General features: G+C 60.6%; 15 protein-coding genes. 6 read left to right on the top strand and 9 right to left on the bottom strand.

Translation table 11 applies throughout. From position 1 onward, the window contains the following. Positions 1-55: 55 nt before the first annotated feature. From AB1E34_RS19065 to AB1E34_RS19055, 3 genes are read left to right on the top strand one after another with little or no spacing between them, the layout of a single operon-like run. On the top strand, positions 56-1033 hold the full coding sequence (locus AB1E34_RS19065; RefSeq protein WP_372573904.1) for an ABC transporter permease: 978 nt from the start codon (positions 56-58) through the stop codon (positions 1031-1033). Continuing rightward, positions 1030-1986 (top strand): ABC transporter permease, encoded by a 957-nt coding sequence (locus AB1E34_RS19060; RefSeq protein ID WP_372573903.1) that lies wholly within the window; start codon positions 1030-1032, stop codon positions 1984-1986. Before AB1E34_RS19065 ends, AB1E34_RS19060 begins: the two co-directional genes overlap by 4 nt. Then, positions 1983-3692: a dipeptide ABC transporter ATP-binding protein gene (locus AB1E34_RS19055; protein ID WP_372573902.1), complete on the top strand. Its 1710-nt coding sequence runs from the start codon at positions 1983-1985 to the stop codon at positions 3690-3692. The genes AB1E34_RS19060 and AB1E34_RS19055 overlap by 4 nt, the downstream gene beginning before the upstream one ends. Positions 3693-3927: 235 nt before the next feature. Here the strand turns inward: AB1E34_RS19055 and AB1E34_RS19050 are convergent, their stop codons facing one another. The 7 genes from AB1E34_RS19050 to zwf all read right to left on the bottom strand — a co-directional run bounded on the left by AB1E34_RS19050 (position 3928) and on the right by zwf (position 13831). Beyond that, on the bottom strand, positions 3928-4359 hold the full coding sequence (locus AB1E34_RS19050; RefSeq protein WP_372573901.1) for a universal stress protein: 432 nt from the start codon (positions 4357-4359) through the stop codon (positions 3928-3930). Then, positions 4356-6968, bottom strand: coding sequence for a TRAP transporter permease (locus AB1E34_RS19045; protein WP_372573900.1), 2613 nt, complete (start codon positions 6966-6968; stop codon positions 4356-4358). The genes AB1E34_RS19050 and AB1E34_RS19045 overlap by 4 nt, the downstream gene beginning before the upstream one ends. A 99-nt stretch (positions 6969-7067) precedes the next feature. Next, the gene (locus AB1E34_RS19040; RefSeq protein ID WP_372573899.1) at positions 7068-8036 is read right to left on the bottom strand and encodes a TAXI family TRAP transporter solute-binding subunit; all 969 of its coding nucleotides are present in this window, start codon (positions 8034-8036) and stop codon (positions 7068-7070) included. Positions 8037-8311: 275 nt separating this feature from the next. After that, complete coding sequence (locus AB1E34_RS19035; RefSeq protein ID WP_372573898.1) at positions 8312-9931, bottom strand: long-chain fatty acid--CoA ligase; 1620 nt, start codon at positions 9929-9931, stop codon at positions 8312-8314. A 167-nt stretch (positions 9932-10098) separates the two neighbouring features. Continuing rightward, complete coding sequence (pgi, locus tag AB1E34_RS19030; RefSeq protein ID WP_372573897.1) at positions 10099-11703, bottom strand: glucose-6-phosphate isomerase; 1605 nt, start codon at positions 11701-11703, stop codon at positions 10099-10101. Between the two features lie 8 nt (positions 11704-11711). Beyond that, positions 11712-12383 carry a 6-phosphogluconolactonase gene (pgl, locus tag AB1E34_RS19025; RefSeq protein WP_372573896.1) on the bottom strand — a complete coding sequence of 224 codons (672 nt, stop codon included), beginning with the start codon at positions 12381-12383 and terminating at the stop codon, positions 11712-11714. Continuing rightward, positions 12380-13831, bottom strand: a complete 1452-nt coding sequence (zwf, locus tag AB1E34_RS19020) for a glucose-6-phosphate dehydrogenase (protein ID WP_372573895.1) — start codon at positions 13829-13831, stop codon at positions 12380-12382. Before zwf ends, pgl begins: the two co-directional genes overlap by 4 nt. Before the next feature lie 171 nt (positions 13832-14002). Here zwf and AB1E34_RS19015 point away from each other — a divergent pair, with 171 nt between their 5' ends. Beyond that, complete coding sequence (locus AB1E34_RS19015; RefSeq protein ID WP_372573894.1) at positions 14003-14956, top strand: radical SAM protein; 954 nt, start codon at positions 14003-14005, stop codon at positions 14954-14956. Between the two features lie 112 nt (positions 14957-15068). After that, on the top strand, positions 15069-16643 hold the full coding sequence (locus AB1E34_RS19010) for a caspase family protein (RefSeq protein ID WP_372573893.1): 1575 nt from the start codon (positions 15069-15071) through the stop codon (positions 16641-16643). Between the two features lie 8 nt (positions 16644-16651). Here AB1E34_RS19010 and AB1E34_RS19005 read toward each other — a convergent pair whose 3' ends face one another. After that, positions 16652-16921 (bottom strand): usg protein, encoded by a 270-nt coding sequence (locus AB1E34_RS19005; RefSeq protein WP_306194356.1) that lies wholly within the window; start codon positions 16919-16921, stop codon positions 16652-16654. A gap of 223 nt (positions 16922-17144) precedes the next feature. Between AB1E34_RS19005 and gyrA the strand changes: the two genes are divergently transcribed. Then, positions 17145-19841 (top strand): DNA gyrase subunit A, encoded by a 2697-nt coding sequence (gene gyrA / locus AB1E34_RS19000; RefSeq protein WP_372573892.1) that lies wholly within the window; start codon positions 17145-17147, stop codon positions 19839-19841. Between the two features lie 53 nt (positions 19842-19894). On the opposite strand, the gene AB1E34_RS18995 is transcribed toward gyrA, so the two are convergent. Continuing rightward, positions 19895-20422: a flavodoxin domain-containing protein gene (locus tag AB1E34_RS18995; protein ID WP_372573891.1), complete on the bottom strand. Its 528-nt coding sequence runs from the start codon at positions 20420-20422 to the stop codon at positions 19895-19897. Between the last annotated feature and the right edge of the window lie 233 nt (positions 20423-20655).

The following is a 20655-nucleotide window of genomic DNA, read 5'->3' as shown; positions in this document are numbered from 1 at the left end:
ATCGTCCGACGGCAAACCGGGCTCGTCGCAAGAAACCGGATTAAAGGGAGACAGAATGCTAGCCTATATCATCCGGCGGGTGTTTCAGTCCGTGATCGTTCTGCTTGTGGTGGGGCTGGTCGCGTTTTCGATGTTCCGTTTTGTCGGCGACCCGATCGACAACATGCTGGGCCAGGAACGCACCCAGGCCGATATCGAGCGGCTGCGTAGCGATCTGGGGCTGGATAAGCCGTTTCCGGTGCAATATTTCAAGTTCCTGCAAGGCGCGGTCGAGGGCAATTTCGGCGTCTCCTACCGGCAGGGCCGCCCGGTTTCGACCATCATCGCCGAGCGCGCGCCCGCCACGCTGGAACTGGCCGCTGTTTCGGGGTTTCTGGCGATCACGCTGGGCATCGCCCTGGGCGTCTTTACCGCGATCCGACGACAAGGCTTTGCCGCAAATGCCATCATGACGGTGAGTTTGATCGGAGTTTCGCTGCCCACCTTCCTGATAGGCATATTATTGATCTATATCTTCTCGGTCGAACTGGACCTGCTACCCAGTTTCGGACGTGGCGAGACGGTGAAAATCGGCAACTGGTCCACCGGGTTTCTGACCGCCTCCGGCCTCAAGGCGCTGATATTACCTGCGATCACGCTGGGCCTCTACCAAATGACGCTGATCATGCGGTTGGTGCGTTCCGAGATGCTTGAGGTGCTGCGCGCCGACTATGTCCGCTTTGCCCGCGCAAGGGGGCTGACCGACCGGGTCATTAATTTCCGCCACGCGCTGAAGAACACGCTGGTGCCCGTGATCACGGTGACGGGGTTGCAGCTGGGTTCGATCATCGCCTTTGCCATCATTACCGAGACGGTGTTTCAGTGGCCCGGCGTGGGCCTGTTGTTCATCAACGCGATCCAGTTCGTGGATATCCCGGTGATGGCCGCCTATCTGATGCTGATTTCGGTGATGTTCGTCTCGATCAATCTGATCGTTGATTTGCTTTATTACGCCATCGATCCGCGCCTGCGCATCGACGGGAGGACCGCATGAGCGACTTGACCCAAAAACCCGCCCCTGCCCCATCCCAGCCTTCGCGCCTGGCTCAGATGTGGGACAGCGACTTTGCCTATGCGTTCCGCCATTCGCCGGTGGCCATCGTGGCGCTTCTGGTGGTGCTGGTGCTGTTTCTGGCAGCACTTTTTGCGCCCTGGATCGCGCCGCATAACCCGTTTGATCCGGCCACGCTGAACCTGATGAACGGGTTCACCCCACCGGGTCAGCCCAACGCGTTCACGCAGGATACCTTCCTGCTGGGTACTGATGATCAGGGGCGAGATGTATTCTCGACCATCCTTTACGGCATGCGGATCTCGCTTTTTGTGGGCATCTCGGCGGTATTGCTGGCGATGATCATCGGCGTGATCCTGGGCCTTGTTGCCGCTTATGTCGGCGGCTGGGTCGAGACGCTGATCATGCGGGTCGCGGATGTGCAGCTGACCTTTCCAGCCATTCTGGTCGCCATGCTGATCTTTGGCATTGCCAAGGGCTTCACCCCGCCGGAATACCGCAACCAGATGGCAATCTGGGTGTTGATCGTGGCCATTGCCCTGTCGGACTGGGTGCAGTTCGCCCGCGTGGTGCGCGGGGCCGCACTTGTCGAGAAGAACAAGGAATACGTGCAGGCCGCCCGACTTATCGGGCGTGGATATTTCCCGATTATGTTCCGCCATATCCTGCCCAACGTGCTGTCACCGGTGCTGGTGATCTCGACCATCTCGCTGGCGCTGGCCATCATCGCCGAGGCAACGCTCAGCTTCCTCGGGGTCGGCGCGCCGCCCACTCAGCCCTCGCTGGGAACGCTGATCCGCATCGGCCAGGGCTTCCTGTTCTCCGGCGAATGGTGGATCCTGTTCTTCCCCGCCGTCACCCTTCTGGCCCTTGCCCTTTCCGTCAACCTGCTGGGCGACTGGCTGCGCGACGCCCTGAATCCAAAGCTGCGATGACCTTACTTGATATCAAAGACCTGACCGTCGAATTCCCGACCCGGCGCAAGATATTCCGGGCGGTGAACCATGCCTCGCTGGTCGTTGAGCCCGGCCAGATCCACGGGCTTGTGGGCGAGTCCGGAGCCGGTAAATCCACCATCGGCGCGGCGGTGCTGGGGCTGCTGGAACGGCCCGGCCATATCACCGCTGGCGTGATCAGCTTCAAGGGCGACCAGATCAGCGGCTTGGATGACGAGGCCATGCGCAAACTGCGCGGGCGTAGCATCTCGATGATCTTTCAGGACCCGCTGACCTCGCTGAACCCGCTCTTTACCGTCAAGGAGCAACTGGTCGAGACCATTCTGGCCCATCACGATATCTCCGAGGCTGAGGCCACCAAACGCGCCCGCGGCCTGATCGACCGGGTCGGCATCCCCGATCCCGATACGCGGCTGAACCAGTATCCGCATCAGTTTTCCGGCGGTATGCGGCAGCGGGTAGTCATTGCGCTGGCGCTCTGTTCAGACCCGGATGTCATCATCGCCGATGAGCCGACCACCGCGCTGGATGTGGCGGTGCAGGCGCAAATCCTTGACCTGATCAAGGAGCTGGCGCGCGAACGTCAGGTTGGCGTGATCCTGGTGACCCATGACATGGGCGTGATTGCCGAGACCACTGATCTGGTTACCGTGATGTATGATGGCGAGCCGGTCGAAAGCGGGCCCACGCATGAGATCATGGGCAATCCGCAACACCCCTATACCAAGTCACTCATCGCCGCTGTGCCGCGCCCGACGCTCAAGTTGCACCGCTTTCCGCAGATCAGCTATGGCGGGCGCGAAACCCGCTTCGCCATCGAGGATCTGGCGCGTAACTGGCCCAAGACCGACAATGACATGTCGAAACCGCTGTTCAAGATCGAGGGCATTACCAAGCGGTTTCTGCTGCGCAAGGGTCTGCTGCCCTGGGACCGGGAGTATTTCACGGCGGTGGATTCGGTGAGTTTCGACATCAAACCGGGCGAGGTCTTTGGTGTGGTGGGCGAATCCGGGTCCGGAAAGTCCACGGTCGCGCGGATGATCGCCGGGCTCTACGACGTGGATGAAGGCCGCATCACCTTTGATGGTCAGGTGGTCAGCGACCTGAGCGATAAGGCGGCGCTGAACGCCTATCGCCAGGAAATCCAGATGATCTTCCAGGACCCCTATTCATCGCTCAACCCGCGCATGCGGGTGGATGATATCGTGGCCGAACCGATCCGCCATCACCGCCTGCTGGAAGGCAGCGCCATCGACAAGCGGGTGCGCGAGTTGCTGGATCAGGTCGGCCTTGGCGCCGAGGCGGCGGTGAAATACCCGCATGAATTCTCGGGCGGGCAGCGGCAGCGCATCTCGATCGCGCGGGCCTTGGCGACACAGCCGCGCTTCCTGATCTGTGATGAACCGACCAGCGCGCTCGATGTCTCGATTCAGGCGCAGATACTCAATATCCTGAAGGACCTGCAGGAACATCTGGGCCTGACCATGCTGTTCATCTCGCATGACTTGCCGGTGGTGCGTCAGATGTGCGACCGCGTGGCGGTGATGAAGGGGGGCAAGATCGCAGAAATCCAGCAGACCGATGATCTGTTTGCCAATCCGCAAACAGAGTACGCGCGCGAGTTGCTGGAGCTGATGCCAAAGCTCGACGATCTGTCGACCGAGAACCTCGTGGCGGAAAGCTGAGCCGTTACTTCAGCCCATCCGGCGCAAGATCACCGATCGCCGCCTCGCCCTTTGCGTTTGGATAAAGCGCGAAACCACCCGGGCGGCAGGTGCGAACGGTACCCATTGGGCCTTCAGCGTCTCAAGGACGTGGGACAGGGGTTGTGGTATCGCATGCCTGACTGCCGTGATCTAGGCGGCGATCACGCAAAAGCCCCGGACAAGGTCCGGGGCCTTGTGAGGATAAGGTCCTGGCTTAGCGGACGACGTAGACCGATACCGTCGAATGGCGCACCACGCGTGCGGCATTGGGGCCCAGCAGATAATCCTTCAGATCAGGTCGATGCGCGCCGATCACGATCAGATCGCTGCCCGCGCTTTCGGCGGTTCTCAGGATCTCTTGATAGGCCGAGCCGGTCGCCACCACATGTCGGACCTTGGCATTGCGCTCCTCGCCCAGCACCGACTTGCCCAGAGCCTCCAGCGCCTGCTGCGCCTGTTGGATGGCATGCTCGTGATGCTGCGGCTCAAAGAACTGCGAGACAAAGGATTCGCCGAAATCCGGCAGCACGGTGACAACATCCAGCTGCGCAGCATCCAGATCAGCAAGGCGCGCTGCCTGACGCAGCACTTCGGCGTCGCTTTCGGGCTTTCCAGCATCGACGGCACAAAGAACGGAACGGGTCATGCGATCACCTCTGTTTGTCTTGCGGCACGGCCGCGCTGCAGGAAGGCGATCAGGCCAAGCAGGAGCAGCGCGGGGATGAAGACCAGCTCTTTCGCTGGCTGGCTCTGCGGCGCCAGGACGGTCATCACGCGGACAGGATCATCCGCATAGAAATCGAACTCGTCCAGATCATCGGCGACAGGCGTGCCAAAGAGCGGCTCGTCCAGCTTCACGATGCCATCTTCGGGCAGCAGCATCAGGCCAAGCGCGTCAACGCGGGCCTGACCGCCCTCTTCCGCGCCGATGGTGAGCTGCAGCGTGGTTTCCTTCATCTCGCCAGTGTCGAAATCGGGCCCTTCGACCGTCATCCGCATCTCGCTGCCCGCAGGCGCGGACCCGACCGCGTCGACCAGACCCGCCGGTTCGATCAACTGATACGGAGGCGAGATACGGTCCATGAAGAAATCGGGCCGGAACAGGGCAAAGGCGATCAGGATCAGCGCGATGCTTTCATAGATGCGGTTCTTGGTCAGGAACCAGCCCATGGTGCCCGCGGTGAAGATCAGGATCGCGATGGTGGCGGATATCGCGACCAATATTCCCTGCATCCAGGTCACATCGATCAGCAAGAGATCAGTGTTGAAGATGAACACGAAAGGCAGCGCCACGGTCCGCAAGCTGTAGAAGAATGCGGTGAACCCCGTCTTGATCGCATCGCCACCCGAAACGGCGGCAGCAGCAAAGCTCGCCAGTCCGACGGGGGGCGTCACGTCGGCCATGATGCCGAAGTAGAACACGAAGAGATGCACCGCGATCAGCGGCACGATCAACCCGTCCTGCGCGCCCAGCTCCACAACCACACCGGCCATCAGCGAACTGACCACGATATAGTTCGCCGTAGTCGGCAGGCCCATCCCGAGGATCAGGCTGAGCAGCCCCACCAGCGCCAGCATGGCGATCAGGTTGCCGCCGGACAGGAACTCGACCAGATCGGCCATTACCTGCCCCACACCCGTCAGCGTCACGGTGCCCACGATCACGCCCGCAGTGGCGGTGGCGAGCGCGATGCCGATCATGTTGCGCGCGCCGTCGATCAGCCCCTGCCACAGGTCAACGACCCCATCCATGAAGGCGTTGGCGGTTCTGTTTTCACCGCGAAAGATCGACTTGAGCGGCTTTTGTGTCAACAGGATCGCAAAGAGCAGCGTCGTCGCCCAGAACGCGGACAGGCCCGGCGATTTCTGTTCGATCATCAGGAAATAGACCAAGACGATGATCGGCAGCAGGTAATACAGCCCCGCCTTGTAGATCTCGGCGATCACCGGCAGTTCGACCTCTTTGGCGTTGGGATCGTCCGGGACGAGGTCCTTGACCCCTGCTGCCAGTTTCAGCAGCAGCAGATAGACGAGGACAACAAGGGCTGACAGCACAAGGCCCGATGCCCCCGGTATCACTGCGATGATCGCCTTGATCGGGTATTGCACCCCGTAACACAATGCCGCGAAGCCAACGAAGAAGATGGCCATGCCGCCGATGGTCCGACCCATCGAAACGACGCGGTTGCCCAGCGTCGGCATGTTCCGCTTCACCGCCTCAAGATGCACGATATAGACCAGCGCGATGTAGGAGATCGCGGCGGGCAGGAAGGCGTGGGTGATCACTTCGACATAGGAGATGCCGACATATTCCACCATCAGGAAGGCCGCCGCGCCCATCACGGGCGGCATGATCTGACCGTTCACGGACGAGGCGACCTCAACCGCGCCAGCTTTTTCCGAGGAAAAGCCGACCCGCTTCATCAGCGGAATGGTGAAGGTGCCGGTGGTGACCACGTTGGCGATGGAAGAACCGGAAATGAGGCCGGTAGCGGCAGAGCCCACAACAGCAGCCTTGGCCGGACCGCCGCGCAGGTGACCCAGCGCGCCGAACGCCATCTTGATGAAGTAGTTCCCTGCCCCGGCCTTATCCAAAAGCGCGCCGAACAGGACAAAGAGGAAGACGAATTTGGTGGAGACGCCTAGGGCGATGCCGAACACGCCTTCGGAGGTGATCCACATATGGCTCATCGCCTTTTGCAGGCTGGCGCCCTTCCAGCGGATGACTTCGGGCACCCATTCGGACGAACCGAAGAACACATAAGCAAGGAATATCGTTGCGATGATCGCCATGGCCGGGCCAAGCGCGCGACGCGCGGCCTCAAACAGCAGTAGCAGGCCAACAAGCGCGAACCACTTGTCGGTATCATCCGCCAGACCGCCCGCATCGACGATCTTGTTGTAGAAGAAATAACCGTAAAGCGCGAGGAACGACCCGGCGAGGCCCATGATCCAGTCCTGGATCGGGATGTAATTGCGCGGGCTGGATTTCAGCGCCGGATAGGCGGAAAAGGCCAGGAACATGGCAAAGGCCAGATGAATCTGGCGCGAGTTGTTCACCACGCTGCCCGGCAGGATATAGTTGGATAGAGGCGAGGCCAGAATGACCTGAAACACCGACCAGATCACCGCCACGATGGCGAGGAACAGCCCGACATTGCCAGCCGGATCGCGCGCGCCCGCATCAGAGGAGGCGACCAGTTCCTGTAGTTCTTCTTCGCTGAGCGGGCGATTGCCCTGTGTGTCAGAGGCCATGCGTCATCTCCCTGTCCGGTCCGTCTTTGTGACGGTTCTGGTTCTGGGCCCGTAAGGGCAAACGGGGCGCAATCGATGCGCCCCGCTGTTCAGCTGATCTTATTCGATCCAGCCTTTTTCCTTGTAGTACTTGGCCGCGCCAGGATGCAGCGGAGCGGACAGACCCTCAACGATCATCTCTTCAGGCGTCAGGTTGGTAAAAGCCGGGTGCAGCTTCTTGAAGTCGTCAAAGTTCTCGAACACCGAGCTGACAACCGCATAGACCGCCTCATCTGAGACGTCGGCAGAGCTCACAAATGTGGCGGCGACACCAAAGGTTGATGCATCTTGGTCGTTGCCGCGATACATACCACCGGGAATGGTCGCTGTCCGGTAGAACGAGTTTTCATCCACCAACTTGTTGACCACATCGCCCGCGACATTCACCAGCACTGAATCACAGGCGGTGGTTGCTTCCTGAATAGAACCCGCTGGGTGACCAACTGTGTATATCATCGCGTCAATCTGATTGTCACACAACGCCGCTGATTGTTCAGCCGCTTTTAGTTCTGATGCCAGTTCGAAATCGTCTTTTGACCATCCCATCTCTTCCATCAGCAATTCCATCGTGCCACGCTGGCCGGAACCGGGATTGCCGATATTGACACGTTTGCCTTTGAGGTCTTCAAAGTTAGCGATACCCGCATCTGCTCGGGCCACGACCGTGAAGGGTTCTGGATGAACCGAGAAAACAGCACGCAGGTTTTCGAAAGGGCCATCATCTTCAAACTTGGAGCTGCCGTTAAAAGCGTGATGCTGCCAATCGGACTGTACAACGCCAAATTCCAACTCGCCTTCACGGATTGTCTCAATGTTGTAGACAGACCCGCCGGTCGATTCGACCGAGCAGCGGATGCCGTGTTCCTTGCGGCCCTTGTTGACCAGTCGGCAGATCGCGCCGCCGGTCGGGTAATAGACACCGGTCACACTACCGGTGCCGATGGTGATGAATTCTTCGGCCATCGCAGCAGGCGCCATGAAGGCGGCAGTTGCCAACGATGCAAGGCCCAGCTTTCCGAAATGTTTCATTTATATCTCCCACTGTGTTTTTAGCGGGCGCGTCATCAGGTGCAGTCCGGGCCCGCCTTTACGGACCTTAATGGTTACAGGACCTTGTCGATCCTCTTCAACCGATTCCAAGCACTTGATTTAATTATCGCTCCCAGTGCGGACCAAGCTGTCACCCGGTGCGACAAGATGTCAAGTCTTGCCGAGGCGAAGCAGGGCAAAGACCTCACATATGATCGCAAAGCCGTGATTTTCCCCGTTGGTGCGGTGCCGAAACTCTTAGTGACCGGTCCCGGTCAACCGGTCAGCGCATCACCAAACTGATCGCGCAGGGTTCGTTTGAGAACCTTGCCGGTTGCGTTGCGTGGCAGCGCCTCGACAAAGACCACGGCATCGGGAATCTGCCATTTGGCGATCTTGTCGTCGAAATAGGCCAGCAACTCATCCTGAGTCGGGTCCTGCCCCTCATCGCTTACCGCCACCAGCAGAGGCCGCTCATCCCATTTCGGATGCGGCACGCCGACCACGGCGGCATCGGCCAGTTTGGGGTGGCCTACGGCGATGTTTTCCAACTCGACCGAGCTGATCCACTCGCCCCCCGATTTGATGATATCCTTGGAGCGATCACGGATGGTCATATAGCCATCGGGGTCAATCGTGGCCACGTCGCCGGTGGCGAACCAGCCATCCTGCAGCAGGTTTTCGTCCTGTTTGCGGAAGTAAGTGTCCAGCACCCAATGGCCGCGCACCATCAGGTCGCCCTGGGTCTCGCCATCATTGGGCAGCGCATCGCCGTCATCATCGACGATCTTCATCTCGACCCCGTAGGGTGGTCTTCCCTGATTTTCGCGCAGGCGGTGCTGCTCGTCGATGGGCAGTTTGGCATGTTTCGCCAGCGGCACATTGGTGGTTCCCAGCGGGCTCATCTCGGACATGCCCCAGGCATGTACCGTTTCCACATTGTAGGTGTCGCGGAACTCGGCAATCATTGAGGGTGGACAGGCCGACCCGCCAATTACCGTGCGTTCGAGACTGGCGAGCGTGGTATTGCTGCCGCGCGCATAGGCCAGCAGCCCCTGCCAGATTGTCGGCACGCCAAGGGCGATTGTTACACCATGGCGGTCAATCAGCCCGACCACTGCCTCACCGCTCAGATCAGGGCCCGGCAGCACCATGCGCGAGCCGGACATGGCGCAGGCATACGGCGTGCCCCAGGCATTTACATGGAACATCGGGACAACCGGCAGCACCACGTCTTGCGCCGAAAAGCCGATACAATCTCGGGTGTTGGAACCGAAGCTGTGCAGCATCGTGGAGCGGTGGGAATAGAGCACACCCTTGGGATGACCGGTGGTGCCAGAAGTGTAGCACATGCTCGACGCGGTGTTTTCATCAAACGAGGGCCAGGCAAACTCCGGATCGCCGGTTGCGATCCACTCGTCATAGAATTTCAACCCCGGAATTTGCTCCGCCGCCGCGCCGTCACGCGGCCCCAGCAGAACCACATGTTCGAGCGTTTCCAGTTGCGGCAGAAGCGGCGCGACCAGCGGCACAAAGGTGGCATCCAGCAGCAGCACCCGGTCTTCGGCATGGTTCATGATATAGACCAGCTGCTCGGGAAAGAGCCGGGGATTGATCGTATGCAGAACCAGCCCGGCGCCGGAGACCCCGAAGTAGGTCTCAAGATGGCGGCGGTTGTTCCAGGCCAGCGTTGCGACCCGCGCTTGTGGCTCCAACCCCAGCGCGCTCAGGACCGAACCCAGACGCCGGGCGTTGCCCGCCACCTGCGCCCAGTTCGTTTCTTCGACACCACCCGTGGTGTTGACCGACCATATTTCCGTTTCACCGTGGTATTTTTCGGCGTGGTCGATCAAAGACGAAATCAGCAAATGCTGCGTCATCATCTGTCCGAGCATGGCAGTATCCTCCCAATCCGCGGCCCATCCTTTTGCCGGGGCCGTCGTGTCACGTCACTCCAAACGGGAACAGCGCACGCTGCATCGCGTCAAGCGGATGCTGCGTTTCTCTCCTCCCGACCTGCACTCTGACGAGCGCAGGCGCGCCTGACAAGATGGCAGAAAGCTTAGCGATAACGCAGGACGTAATCGACCAGCGCGGCGGTCGAGCCATCCTTGCCCTTAGCGCTCTGTTCGCCATCTACGATGGGTCCCAGCGAGGTGGCGAGTTCCTTGCCCAGCTCAACGCCCCACTGATCGAAGGAGTTGATGCCAAGGATGACCCCTTCGACAAAGACGCGATGTTCATAAAGCGCGATGATCTGGCCCAGAACAAAGGGCGTCAGTTGCGGGTAGATCAGCGTGGTCGAGGGGCGATTGCCCGCAAAGACCCGGTGCCGCGCCTGGCGTTCCATCTCATCATCGCTCAGCCCCTTGGCGGCCATGCGCGCGCGCGCCTCCTCCAGCGAGCGGCCCCGCATCAGCGCCTCGGACTGGGCCAGGCAATTGGCGATCAGCAGGCGGTGGTGATGGGCCAGATCGGGCTCGTGCCCTTCGGCGGCGATCATGAATTCGCATGGCACCACGCCGGTGCCCTGATGGATCAACTGATAGAAGGCATGCTGCCCGTTGGTGCCGGGCTCGCCCCAGACGATGGGGCCGGAGGGTACTGTTAGAGTGCTGCCATCCATCGCCACCGATTTGCCGTTCGATTCCATCTCAAGCTGCTGGAAATAGGCTGCCAGGCGCGAGAGGCGCTGATCATAGGGCAGCACGGCACGGCTGGGATAGCCGCAGATCTGGTGATGCCAGATGCCCACCAGCGCCAGCAGGACCGGCATGTTCTCGTACCAGTCGGCGGCGCGGAAATGAACATCCATCGCCTGCCCGCCACGCAGGAACGCGTCGAAGGCTTTCGGACCGATAGCAATCATCAGCGACAGGCCGATCGGCCCCCAGACCGAATAGCGCCCACCGACCCAGTCGGCGAAGCCAAACACATGCTCCGCCGGGATGCCGAACGCCGCAGTCAGATCCTGCGCGGTGGAGAGGGCCGCAAATTGCTTGGACGGATCGCCACCGCCTTCGCTCATCCAGGCGCGGGCGGTGCGGGCATTGGTCATCGTCTCGATGGTGGTGAAGGTCTTGGAGGCGACAATCACCAGCGTCCGTGTTGGGTCGAGCCCGCGCAACGTGTCGGCAATATCGGCCCCGTCCACATTGGACACGAAATGGCAGTGTGGCCCGTCGTGATAAGGCGCCAGCGCCAGCACCGCCATCGCAGGCCCCAGATCGGACCCGCCGATGCCGATATTGACCACATCCGTGATTGCGCCACCTGCCCCGGTCAACGCGCCGCCGCGTACTGCATCGGCAAAGCGGCGCATCTTGTCGAGCGTTGCCAGAACCTCGGGCATGACATCCTGACCGTCGACATCAACGGAGCCACCATCGAGGTTGCGCAGCGCGGTATGCAACACCGCGCGGCCCTCGGTCTCGTTGATCGGTTTGCCCGAGAACATGGCCTCGCGCTTGTCAGCCAGCGCGGCCTCGTCACACAGCGCGATCAGCGCAGCGCGAATGTCGTCGTCGATCTGGGTCTTGGAATAATCCAGCCGCGTATCGGAGGTTTCGCAGCAGAACCGGCCTGCCCGTTCAGGATCGGCGGCAAACAGATCGACAATCCTGCGTCCCTGCGCCTGCGCATTCAGCGCCTTCAAATCGTCGAACATGGTCTATCCTATTCCGCCCAGTGAACCGTGATCCCATCGAGCACCGCCGCGATGGGCGCCTCTTCCGGGGGCAGTGACATGGCGCGGTCAAGTACATCGCGCTTTTCCTGTCCGAAGATCACCAGATGCTTGGACAGCGCCCCGTTCAGAACCGGCCCGGTCAGGGTGATGCGGGTCTCGGGCTGTGTTTCAGGCTGGGCGATGGCCAATGCGGGCGCATGCCCCTCCAGCGCCGCCGCCAGCCCCGGCATGCCGGGAAAGAGCGAGGCGGTGTGCATATCCGACCCCATACCCAGAACCAGCACAGACAGAGGCAATTCCGGTGCGAGCCCCGCTTCGAGATCCGAAAGTACATCACTGGGATCATCAGCAGGCTTGTAAAGCGGCAGGAATTGCGCCTTGGCGGCCCGGTTGACCAGCAAACGCTCGGTGATCAGACGGGCGTTCGAGCGATCACTATCGGCGGGCACGCAACGCTCATCGGTGGGCAGCACATGCACCCGGTCCCATTCCAGATCAGCCGCGCAGAGCACATCAAAGATCGGCCCCGGTGTGGTGCCGCCGGGCACCGCCAGCGAAACGGTGTCATGATGCAAAAGCGCGGTCTCAAGCTCACCCGCCAGCATGTTGGCCACGTCGATGGCCAGCATGTCGCGATCCGCGTATTCCCTCAGGTTCATGGGTTGATCCCCTGCCATTGGCGACCGTCGCGTTTCATCAGCAGCTCGGCGTCGCCCGGTCCCGTGCTGCCAATCTCGTAGGGTTTCGGCACATCGCCTGCCGCCGTCCAGCCCGAGATGATCGGGTCCGTCCAAGCCCATGCGGCCTCGACCTCGTCGCCGCGCATGAACAACGTCTGGTTGCCCCGGATCACGTCCATGATCAAGCGCTCATAGGCATCCGTCGCGCTCTGGCTGTCGGGCCCCAGCGCCTCGGCAAAGCTCATGTCGAGCGGCACATCGACCAGCCGCATGCCGCCCGGCCCCGGTTCCTTGATCGTCACCTTCAGCGTGATGCCCTCGTTGGGCTGCAACCGGATCGACAGCAGGTTGGCATGCCGCCCCGCCTCTTCGCCGAAGATCGAATGGGGCGCATCCTTGAACACCACGTTGATGACAGAAGAGCGTGCCACCAGTCGCTTGCCCGTGCGCAGATAGATCGGCGTGCCCGCCCATCGCCAGTTGCTGACATTGGCCTTGAGCGCGATATAGCTTTCGGTGAACGAGCGGGTGTTATCCACTTCCTCGCGATACCCCGGCCATTCACCATTGGCCTGATACTGCCCCCGCACGATATGATAGGGCTCAACCGGGCCGAGCGCGCGGATCACTTTCAGCTTTTCGTCGCGCACCGCGTCAGGGTCGAACTTGGCAGGTGGTTCCATTGCGATCAGGCACAGAAGCTGCATCAGGTGATTCTGCATCATGTCCCGCATCGCCCCGGCGCGGTCATAATAGCCGCCACGCCCACCGACCCCCACTGTTTCGGCCACGGTGATCTGGATGTGATCCACATATTGGCTGTTCCAGAGCGGTTCGAACATCATGTTGCCGAAACGGATCGCCATCAGGTTCTGGACCGTTTCCTTGCCCAGATAATGGTCGATCCGGTAAATCTGGCGCTCGTTGAAATGCGCCGCGAGCGTGGCGTTCAGCGCGCGGGCGCTGTCCAGATCATTGCCAAACGGCTTCTCGACCACGATCCGTGTGCGTTCCGACGCCAGCCCGTGCGATTGGATGCGTTCGGCCAGCGCCCCAAACAGTCGCGGCCTGACCGAGAAGTAATAGGCGCGCACCTGGCCGGGCCGCAACCTTTCGGCCAGTTCATCCCAACCCTGTGCGCCGGTCACGTCGATCTGCACATAGTGGACCAAGTCAAGAAACGCATCCTCGACCTGCTCACCCGCGGCTGAAAGCCCGAATTCCATCAGCGCCGCGCGCACGAAATTGCGGTAATCCCCGACCGAGCGATCCGCCCGCGAGGCCCCGATCACCCGCGACCCGGCGGGCATCTGACCCGCGCGAAACCGTCGATAGAGTGCGGGCAGGATCTTGCGCCGGGCAAGATCGCCTGTGCCGCCGAAAATGACGAGGTCGAACGGCTCAACCGGGATGACGCGCGATACCATGGCCTGTCCTTAATCCGTCGCTTTGGCAAAGTCCAATGTTAGCGCCAACAATATTCGCCCAGAACGACATTTCTCTAACAATCACAAACCTGTCACCTGATGGCGCGTTTCGTTCCCTCGCCCCCATCTTTGGGATAGACAGCTTTCAACTCACCACGCCGGAAGACAATCATGAAAGACCTTGAGCAGCCAACCGCGAATGCGGGCAAGTTTCAGAACAGGCATGTGACCGCTGACGGATCGGACCGGGCCAGCGTGGCGCTGAGCAAGCCCGAAACGCTGTGGTTCAACACCGGAACGCTATGCAATATCGAATGCGCGAACTGCTATATTCTCAGTAGCCCGACCAATGATGCGCTGGTCTATATCACGGCGGATGAGGTCACGTCTTATCTGGACCAGATCGAGGCGCGCGGCTGGCCAATCCGCGAGATTGGCTTCACCGGTGGCGAACCCTTCATGAACCCGCAGATGATCGAGATGGCCAAGGTCTGCCTGTCACGCGGCTATGAGGTGCTGATTCTCACCAACGCCATGCGACCGATGATGCGCAAATCCATGCGCGCCGGGCTGCTGGAGTTGCGCGATGACTATCAGGATAAGCTGACCCTGCGCATCTCGGTCGATCATTACCGTCCCGAATTGCATGACGAGGAACGTAGTGCGGGCAGTTTCGAAAAAACCCTCGAAGGGATGCGCTGGCTGCGCGATAACGGGTTCCGCATGGCGGTGGCCGGGCGCACCGTCTGGGGCGACAGCGATACCGAAAGCCGCGCAGGCTACGCCGCGTTTTATGACAGGAATGGCTTTGATATTGATGCGGGTGATCCCGGCCAGACCGTGCTCTTTCCGGAGATGGATGAAACGGCGGAAGTGCCCGAAATTACAACCGCTTGCTGGGGTATTCTGAACAAATCCCCAAAAGATGTGATGTGCGCCAGCTCGCGCATGGTGGTCAAGCGCAAAGGCGCGCCGTCGCCCACGGTTCTGGCCTGCACGCTGCTGCCCTATTCGCCCGAATTTGAGCTGGGTGAAACGCTGGAGGAGGCCGAGCACGACGTGCATCTCAACCACCCGCATTGCGCCAAATTCTGCGTGTTGGGCGGCGCAAGCTGTTCCGCCTGAGCCGCAGAAATTCCACATTGTGACAAAATTCACTGATCGCGCTGGCGCGGGATTCGTATAGTGCATGGCAGGTCCGCGGCATTCCGGGTCTGCCATACACAAGGAATTTGTCATGCGCTTCGTTCTGATCCTGTTGCTCAGCCTGCTGCCTTCCAGCCTGTTGGCGGCGAACCGACTGGCTCTGGTCATTGGCAATGACGACTATTCCGATGTGCCCGTGCTGGAGAAAGCCGGTGCCGATGCGCGGGCCGTGGGTGAAAAGCTGCGCGGACTGGGCTTTGACACCGTCGAGGCCATCGATCAGGACCGGCGCGGCATGAACAGACGTATCTCGGAATTCACCTCGAAACTGCAGCCCGGAGACACCGCCTTTGTGTTCTATGCAGGCCATGGCGTTGAAATCGATGGCGAGAACTACCTGCTACCCACCGATATCGTGGCGCCCTCCAGCGGCGAGAGCGACTTTGTGAAATCGGAATCCATCGCCCTGTCGGACCTGCTGGACCGGGTGCGCCAGACCGGCGCGCGCACGGCCATCGCAGTGATCGACGCCTGCCGCGACAATCCGTTCGAAACCGTGCAGGGCCGCAGCATTGGCGGCACACGCGGTCTGGGTCGGATCACCGCGCCGCAGGGCACCTTTGTGATCTTCTCGGCCGGTGCGGGTCAGATGGCGCTCGACCGGCTGCATGACGGGGACGAGGCGCAGAATTCGGTCTTCACCCGCGCCCTGCTGCCACGGCTGTCGAAACCGGGTCTGGAACTGCGCGCGCTGGTCTCGGACCTGCGGCTCGAGGTGCGTGATCTGGCCAGCACCGTGCAGCATCGCCAGGTGCCCGCCTATTATGATGAGTTGCTGGGCAAGTTCTATTTCACCCCCGCAGCGGCGGCGGCCCCGGTAGCAGACGCCCTGCCCTCCGCAGCGCCCGAAGCCTCTGACGACATGCGCGCCGATCTGGCGCTGGCCCGTTCGGTCGGCACCGTGACCGCGCTGGACAGTTTTCTGGAGCGCTATGAGGATCGCGCGGAGGATTACAGCTATACCGTTGCCCTGCAGCTGCGCCAGTCGCTGGCGCAGACCGACACCGCTCCTGCGTCCCGTCAGGCGGAAACGGTCGAAGTGGCCGCCGCCCCGGTTGTCGCCGATCAGCGCAATGTCATGCGCGACACGCAGGTTGCCCTGAACGCGCTGGGATGCAGCGCGGGGGGCGCCGACGGCGTTGCCGGGCCGCGCACGAAACGGGCGTTCAGCGCCTATCTGCGCGACAGCGGGTCGAATCTGGGGGCGGACGATCTGGGAACGGCCCATGCGCTGGAAGAGTTGCAGGGTCATAGCGGCACGATCTGCAAGGTAGCCGTGGCACCCAAACCCGCTCCGACGCTCAAGACCACGACGTTGAGCATGGCGGGAACCTGGAGCTACAAGGCCACCTGCGCCCTGGTGGTCAAGGTGACGGGTCAGATTCGTTACACAAAAGCCGGTGGCAACAAATACAATGGCAAGCTGACGGATTCACTGGGCCAGAAAGCCAATACCGTGATCTTTCTGAACGAAAACCAGCTTTCAGGGACCGACTATTTCCCCGGCATCACCGTCACATGGCGTGGTCGGCTGGCACCTGACGGCAACAGCTTTACCGCCAACGGCTCCACCGGATGTGCCGTCTATGCCTGGCGCGTGGGCTAAGCTGCGCGTCAGTTGAGATAGAATTCCCCCTTCACATTCCGCCATTCCCCCGGCGAAATCATCTTGCGATGCGTGAACCGCACCGAATGCAGCGGGCCTTCGATCTCGCGCTGCCAGAATTCCACGAATTCAAAAAGCTTTGGGTGATCCGGCGCCAGATCGTAGTCCTGCCAGATAAATGTATTCAAAACATGGATGTAATCCGGCATGTGGTAGAAAAATTCCGCCGTGGTCAGCCCGTACCCTTTAAGCATCAACTCTGTTTCAGTTTTCTCCATCTATGACCTCCAGTTTGTGCTGTGGTCCCCCCATGGTAGCACGAAAAAGGTTAATCCTTCTGGAAAACAATATGTTAACGTAGCGTGAACTGCGGTTTTTGGATCACAAATCACACCGCTTGCACCCCATATGTGCAGTCTGATAAGATACACCCACAAGATATAGACCCAGAATGAAGATCGGGCAGACCACTTGAGCGATACGCCAGAAACTCCTGAAAACATGGATGAAACCCCGCCTGAACGCCCAGTCTATGACGGGCCGACGGTTTCCATCGAATCCGAGATGCGCACATCTTATCTCGATTACGCGATGAGCGTGATCGTCAGCCGTGCCATCCCCGACCTGCGCGACGGGCTGAAACCGGTGCACCGACGCATCCTTTATGCGATGCACGAGACCGGAAATACCCACGATAAATCCTATCGCAAATCGGCACGTCCGGTTGGCGACGTCATGGGTAAATACCACCCCCACGGCGACAGCGCGATCTATGACGCTCTGGTGCGGATGGCGCAGGATTTCTCGATGTCGCTGCCGCTGCTCGATGGTCAGGGCAATTTCGGCTCGATGGACGGCGATAACCCGGCGGCGATGCGTTACACCGAAGTGCGGATGGACAAACCCGCCGCCGCGATCCTGGCCGATATCGAAAAAGACACGGTTGATTTTCAGGACAACTACGATGGCAAGGACAAGGAACCGACCGTCCTGCCCGCCCGCTTTCCGAACATGCTGGTCAATGGTGCCGGCGGTATCGCCGTGGGCATGGCGACCAACATCCCGCCGCATAACCTGGGCGAAGTGGTGGATGCAACTTTGGCTCTGATAGACGACCCGGACCTGACATCAGAGCAGTTGATCGAATACGTGCCCGGCCCCGATTTCCCAACGGGTGGTGTGATGCTGGGCCGCTCCGGTGCGCGCAAGGCCTATCTGGAAGGGCGCGGCAGTGTCATCATCCGCGCCAAGACCCGCGTCGAAGAGCTGCGCAAGGATCGCTACGCCATCGTTGTGGATGAGATCCCCTATCAGGTGAACAAGGCCTCGATGATCGAAAAGATCGCCGAGCAGGTGCGCGAGAAAAAGATCGAAGGCGTAAGCCATGTTCAGGACGAATCCGACCGCAACGGTGTGCGGGTGGTGGTTGAGCTGAAGCGTGATGCAACGCCCGAGGTGGTGTTGAACCAGCTCTATCGCTTCTCGCCGATGCAGACGTCCTTTGGCTGCAACATGCTGGCGCTGAATGGCGGTCGGCCCGAGCAACTGACCCTGCGCCGGTTCCTGACCTCTTTCATCGACTTCCGCGAGGATGTCGTGGCGCGGCGCACCGCGTTCGACCTGCGCAAAGCGCGTGAACGCAGCCATATCCTGTGCGGCCTGGCTGTTGCGGTTTCGAATGTCGATGAGATCGTCGCGACGATCCGGTCTTCCGCCGATGCGGCTGAAGCGCGCGAGAAATTGATGACGCGCCGCTGGCCCGCCGCCGATATCGCCGGGTATATCCAGCTGATCGACGATCCGACCCACAAGATGAACGAGGACGGGACCTATAACCTCAGCGAAACGCAGGCCCGTGCCATCCTTGAGTTGCGTCTGCAACGCCTGACCCAGATCGGTGTCAAAGAGGTCACCGACGAGCTTGAAGAACTGGCCGGTAAGATCAAGGAATACCTTGAGATTCTGAGCTCGCGCGAGCGGATCATGGGTATCATCGCCAATGAGCTGCGCGAGGTGAAAGAGAACTTCGCCGTCCCACGCCGCACCGAGATCGTGGACTGGTCCGGCGACATGGAAGACGAGGACCTGATCGAGCGAGAGGATATGGTCGTCACCGTCACAAGCGGTGGCTATATCAAACGCACCCCGCTTGCCGATTTCCGCTCGCAAAAGCGTGGCGGCAAGGGCCTGTCGGGCATGCAGACCAAAGAAGAGGACGTGGTCACCACCCTCTTTGTGGCCAACACCCATACCCAGCTCTTGTTCTTCACCACGGATGGCATGGTCTACAAGCTCAAGACCTGGCGCCTGCCGCAATCGGGGCGCACCGGCAAGGGCAAGGCCATCGTCAACATCCTGCCGATCCCCGTAGGCGTGTCCATCGCCGCGATCATGCCGGTGGATGTGCCGGATGAGGAATGGGAAAACCTGCAGATCGTCTTTGCGACCAGCGCAGGTGACGTGCGGCGCAACCGGTTGTCCGATTTCACCAATGTCCGCCGCAATGGCAAGATCGCGATGAAACTGCCCGAAAGCGTCGAACTGGTGAATGCGCGCATCTGCTCGGATGAGGATGATGTGATGCTGGTTACCAATTCCGGTCGCGCCATCCGATTCCGCACCACCGATGTGCGGGTCTTCAACTCGCGAGAGTCGACCGGTGTACGGGGCATCAAGCTCAGCAATGGCGACCGGGTCGTATCGATGTCGGTGATCCGCCATTTCGAGGCCAGCCCCGAGGATCGTGTCGCTTATCTGAAGATGCGCCGCGCCGTTGCGGGCCTGACCGATGAGGACAACGGCGAGGATGAGGAGGTCGCTGAAAGTGACACCTTCGGCCCAGAAAAATATGCCGAGATGTCGGCCTCGGAAATGCTGATCCTCACCATCACTTCCGGCGGCTCCGGCAAGCTGAGTTCCAGCCACGACTATCCCGTCCGCGGACGGGGCGGCATGGGCGTGGCCGCGATGGACAAGGCGATGCGCGGTGGCGAGTTGGTGGCCTCCTTCCCGGTGGAACTGGACGATCAGATCATGCTGGCCACCTCCAAGGGCCAGTCGATCCGGGTCCCGGTCGATGGCATTTCCTTCCGCTCACGCTCTGCTGGCGGAGTGAAGGTGTTCAATACCGGCAAGGATGAAGAGGTTGTCAGCGTCGCCTGGATCGCCGAACAGGCCGAGGAAGAGGCCGAAGAATAAAGCAAAGGGCGCTCCGATCGGGGCGCCCTTTCAGCATGTTCCGCCGCGCCAGTCTATTGCGCCGCAGCCAGAAACCCGGTCACCTCTGCTGACAAAGCGTCCCAATCCGTGAACACATGCTCGCCGGACTTGGGGTCAACGTTCTGGTCGCGCAAGACGACATGCCGGATGACCTGCATCGCAAAGTAATCGTAACGACCGGTGCGGACCGCCCCCGCAACCAGCGCCTCGGCATCGGGTTCCAGACCGGTGCGCATCTTCATCTCGATCACGTATTCCCAAGCCTCCTCGACACCTTCGGGAAAGGCCGCGTTCAGGCTGACCGACAGCAGCAATGTCTTGACCGCGCCCAGTTCTGCCTGCCGCGCGCTCAGCAGGGTTTCGAAACTCTGCGGATGGCGCCGTTGATGCACCGGCGCGGCCAATATCACTGCATCCGCCTTGTCGAGCGGGATGTCCGTCACCTCACCTGTATCGAAAATGGCGACGTCATGACCCAATGAGGCAACCGCCTGCTCGACATAACGGGCAATCTTGCGCGTCTGCCCTTCGACGCTGGCATAGAGGATCAACACATTCATCTGGGTCTCCCATTCATTCAGTCGGCGTCAGCGGATGTTGTGCGGGCGTCCGGTGCAGAACGCAAGAGCGTTACCATCAGGGGCCCGGTTAAAGCGGCGCGCCTGAAACGTGAATCGGGGGCTTCCAAGCGCAATTGATTTGTGATTCCTCCTTATTAGGAGGATGTTTTATGTCAGCAGCACTGCCATCTGCGCTTCGGGCGCGGTTTCAGGACTATATCGAAGAGGGCTTA

The organism is Ruegeria jejuensis, assembly GCF_041537905.1.
Taxonomy (GTDB): Bacteria; Pseudomonadota; Alphaproteobacteria; order Rhodobacterales; family Rhodobacteraceae; genus Ruegeria_C.
The sequence above is the reverse complement of the archived record's forward strand: the minus strand, read 5'-3'. Positions and strand labels throughout refer to the sequence as shown.

Coding starts and splice junctions, on each gene's coding strand:
- AB1E34_RS19065 (WP_372573904.1), top strand. CDS start 56: ATGCTAGCCTATATCATCCGGCGGGTGTTTCAGTCCGTGATCGTTCTG.
- AB1E34_RS19060 (WP_372573903.1), top strand. CDS start 1,030: ATGAGCGACTTGACCCAAAAACCCGCCCCTGCCCCATCCCAGCCTTCG.
- AB1E34_RS19055 (WP_372573902.1), top strand. CDS start 1,983: ATGACCTTACTTGATATCAAAGACCTGACCGTCGAATTCCCGACCCGG.
- AB1E34_RS19050 (WP_372573901.1), bottom strand. CDS start 4,359: ATGACCCGTTCCGTTCTTTGTGCCGTCGATGCTGGAAAGCCCGAAAGC.
- AB1E34_RS19045 (WP_372573900.1), bottom strand. CDS start 6,968: ATGGCCTCTGACACACAGGGCAATCGCCCGCTCAGCGAAGAAGAACTA.
- AB1E34_RS19040 (WP_372573899.1), bottom strand. CDS start 8,036: ATGAAACATTTCGGAAAGCTGGGCCTTGCATCGTTGGCAACTGCCGCC.
- AB1E34_RS19035 (WP_372573898.1), bottom strand. CDS start 9,931: ATGCTCGGACAGATGATGACGCAGCATTTGCTGATTTCGTCTTTGATC.
- pgi (WP_372573897.1), bottom strand. CDS start 11,703: ATGTTCGACGATTTGAAGGCGCTGAATGCGCAGGCGCAGGGACGCAGG.
- pgl (WP_372573896.1), bottom strand. CDS start 12,383: ATGAACCTGAGGGAATACGCGGATCGCGACATGCTGGCCATCGACGTG.
- zwf (WP_372573895.1), bottom strand. CDS start 13,831: ATGGTATCGCGCGTCATCCCGGTTGAGCCGTTCGACCTCGTCATTTTC.
- AB1E34_RS19015 (WP_372573894.1), top strand. CDS start 14,003: ATGAAAGACCTTGAGCAGCCAACCGCGAATGCGGGCAAGTTTCAGAAC.
- AB1E34_RS19010 (WP_372573893.1), top strand. CDS start 15,069: ATGCGCTTCGTTCTGATCCTGTTGCTCAGCCTGCTGCCTTCCAGCCTG.
- AB1E34_RS19005 (WP_306194356.1), bottom strand. CDS start 16,921: ATGGAGAAAACTGAAACAGAGTTGATGCTTAAAGGGTACGGGCTGACC.
- gyrA (WP_372573892.1), top strand. CDS start 17,145: ATGGATGAAACCCCGCCTGAACGCCCAGTCTATGACGGGCCGACGGTT.
- AB1E34_RS18995 (WP_372573891.1), bottom strand. CDS start 20,422: ATGAATGTGTTGATCCTCTATGCCAGCGTCGAAGGGCAGACGCGCAAG.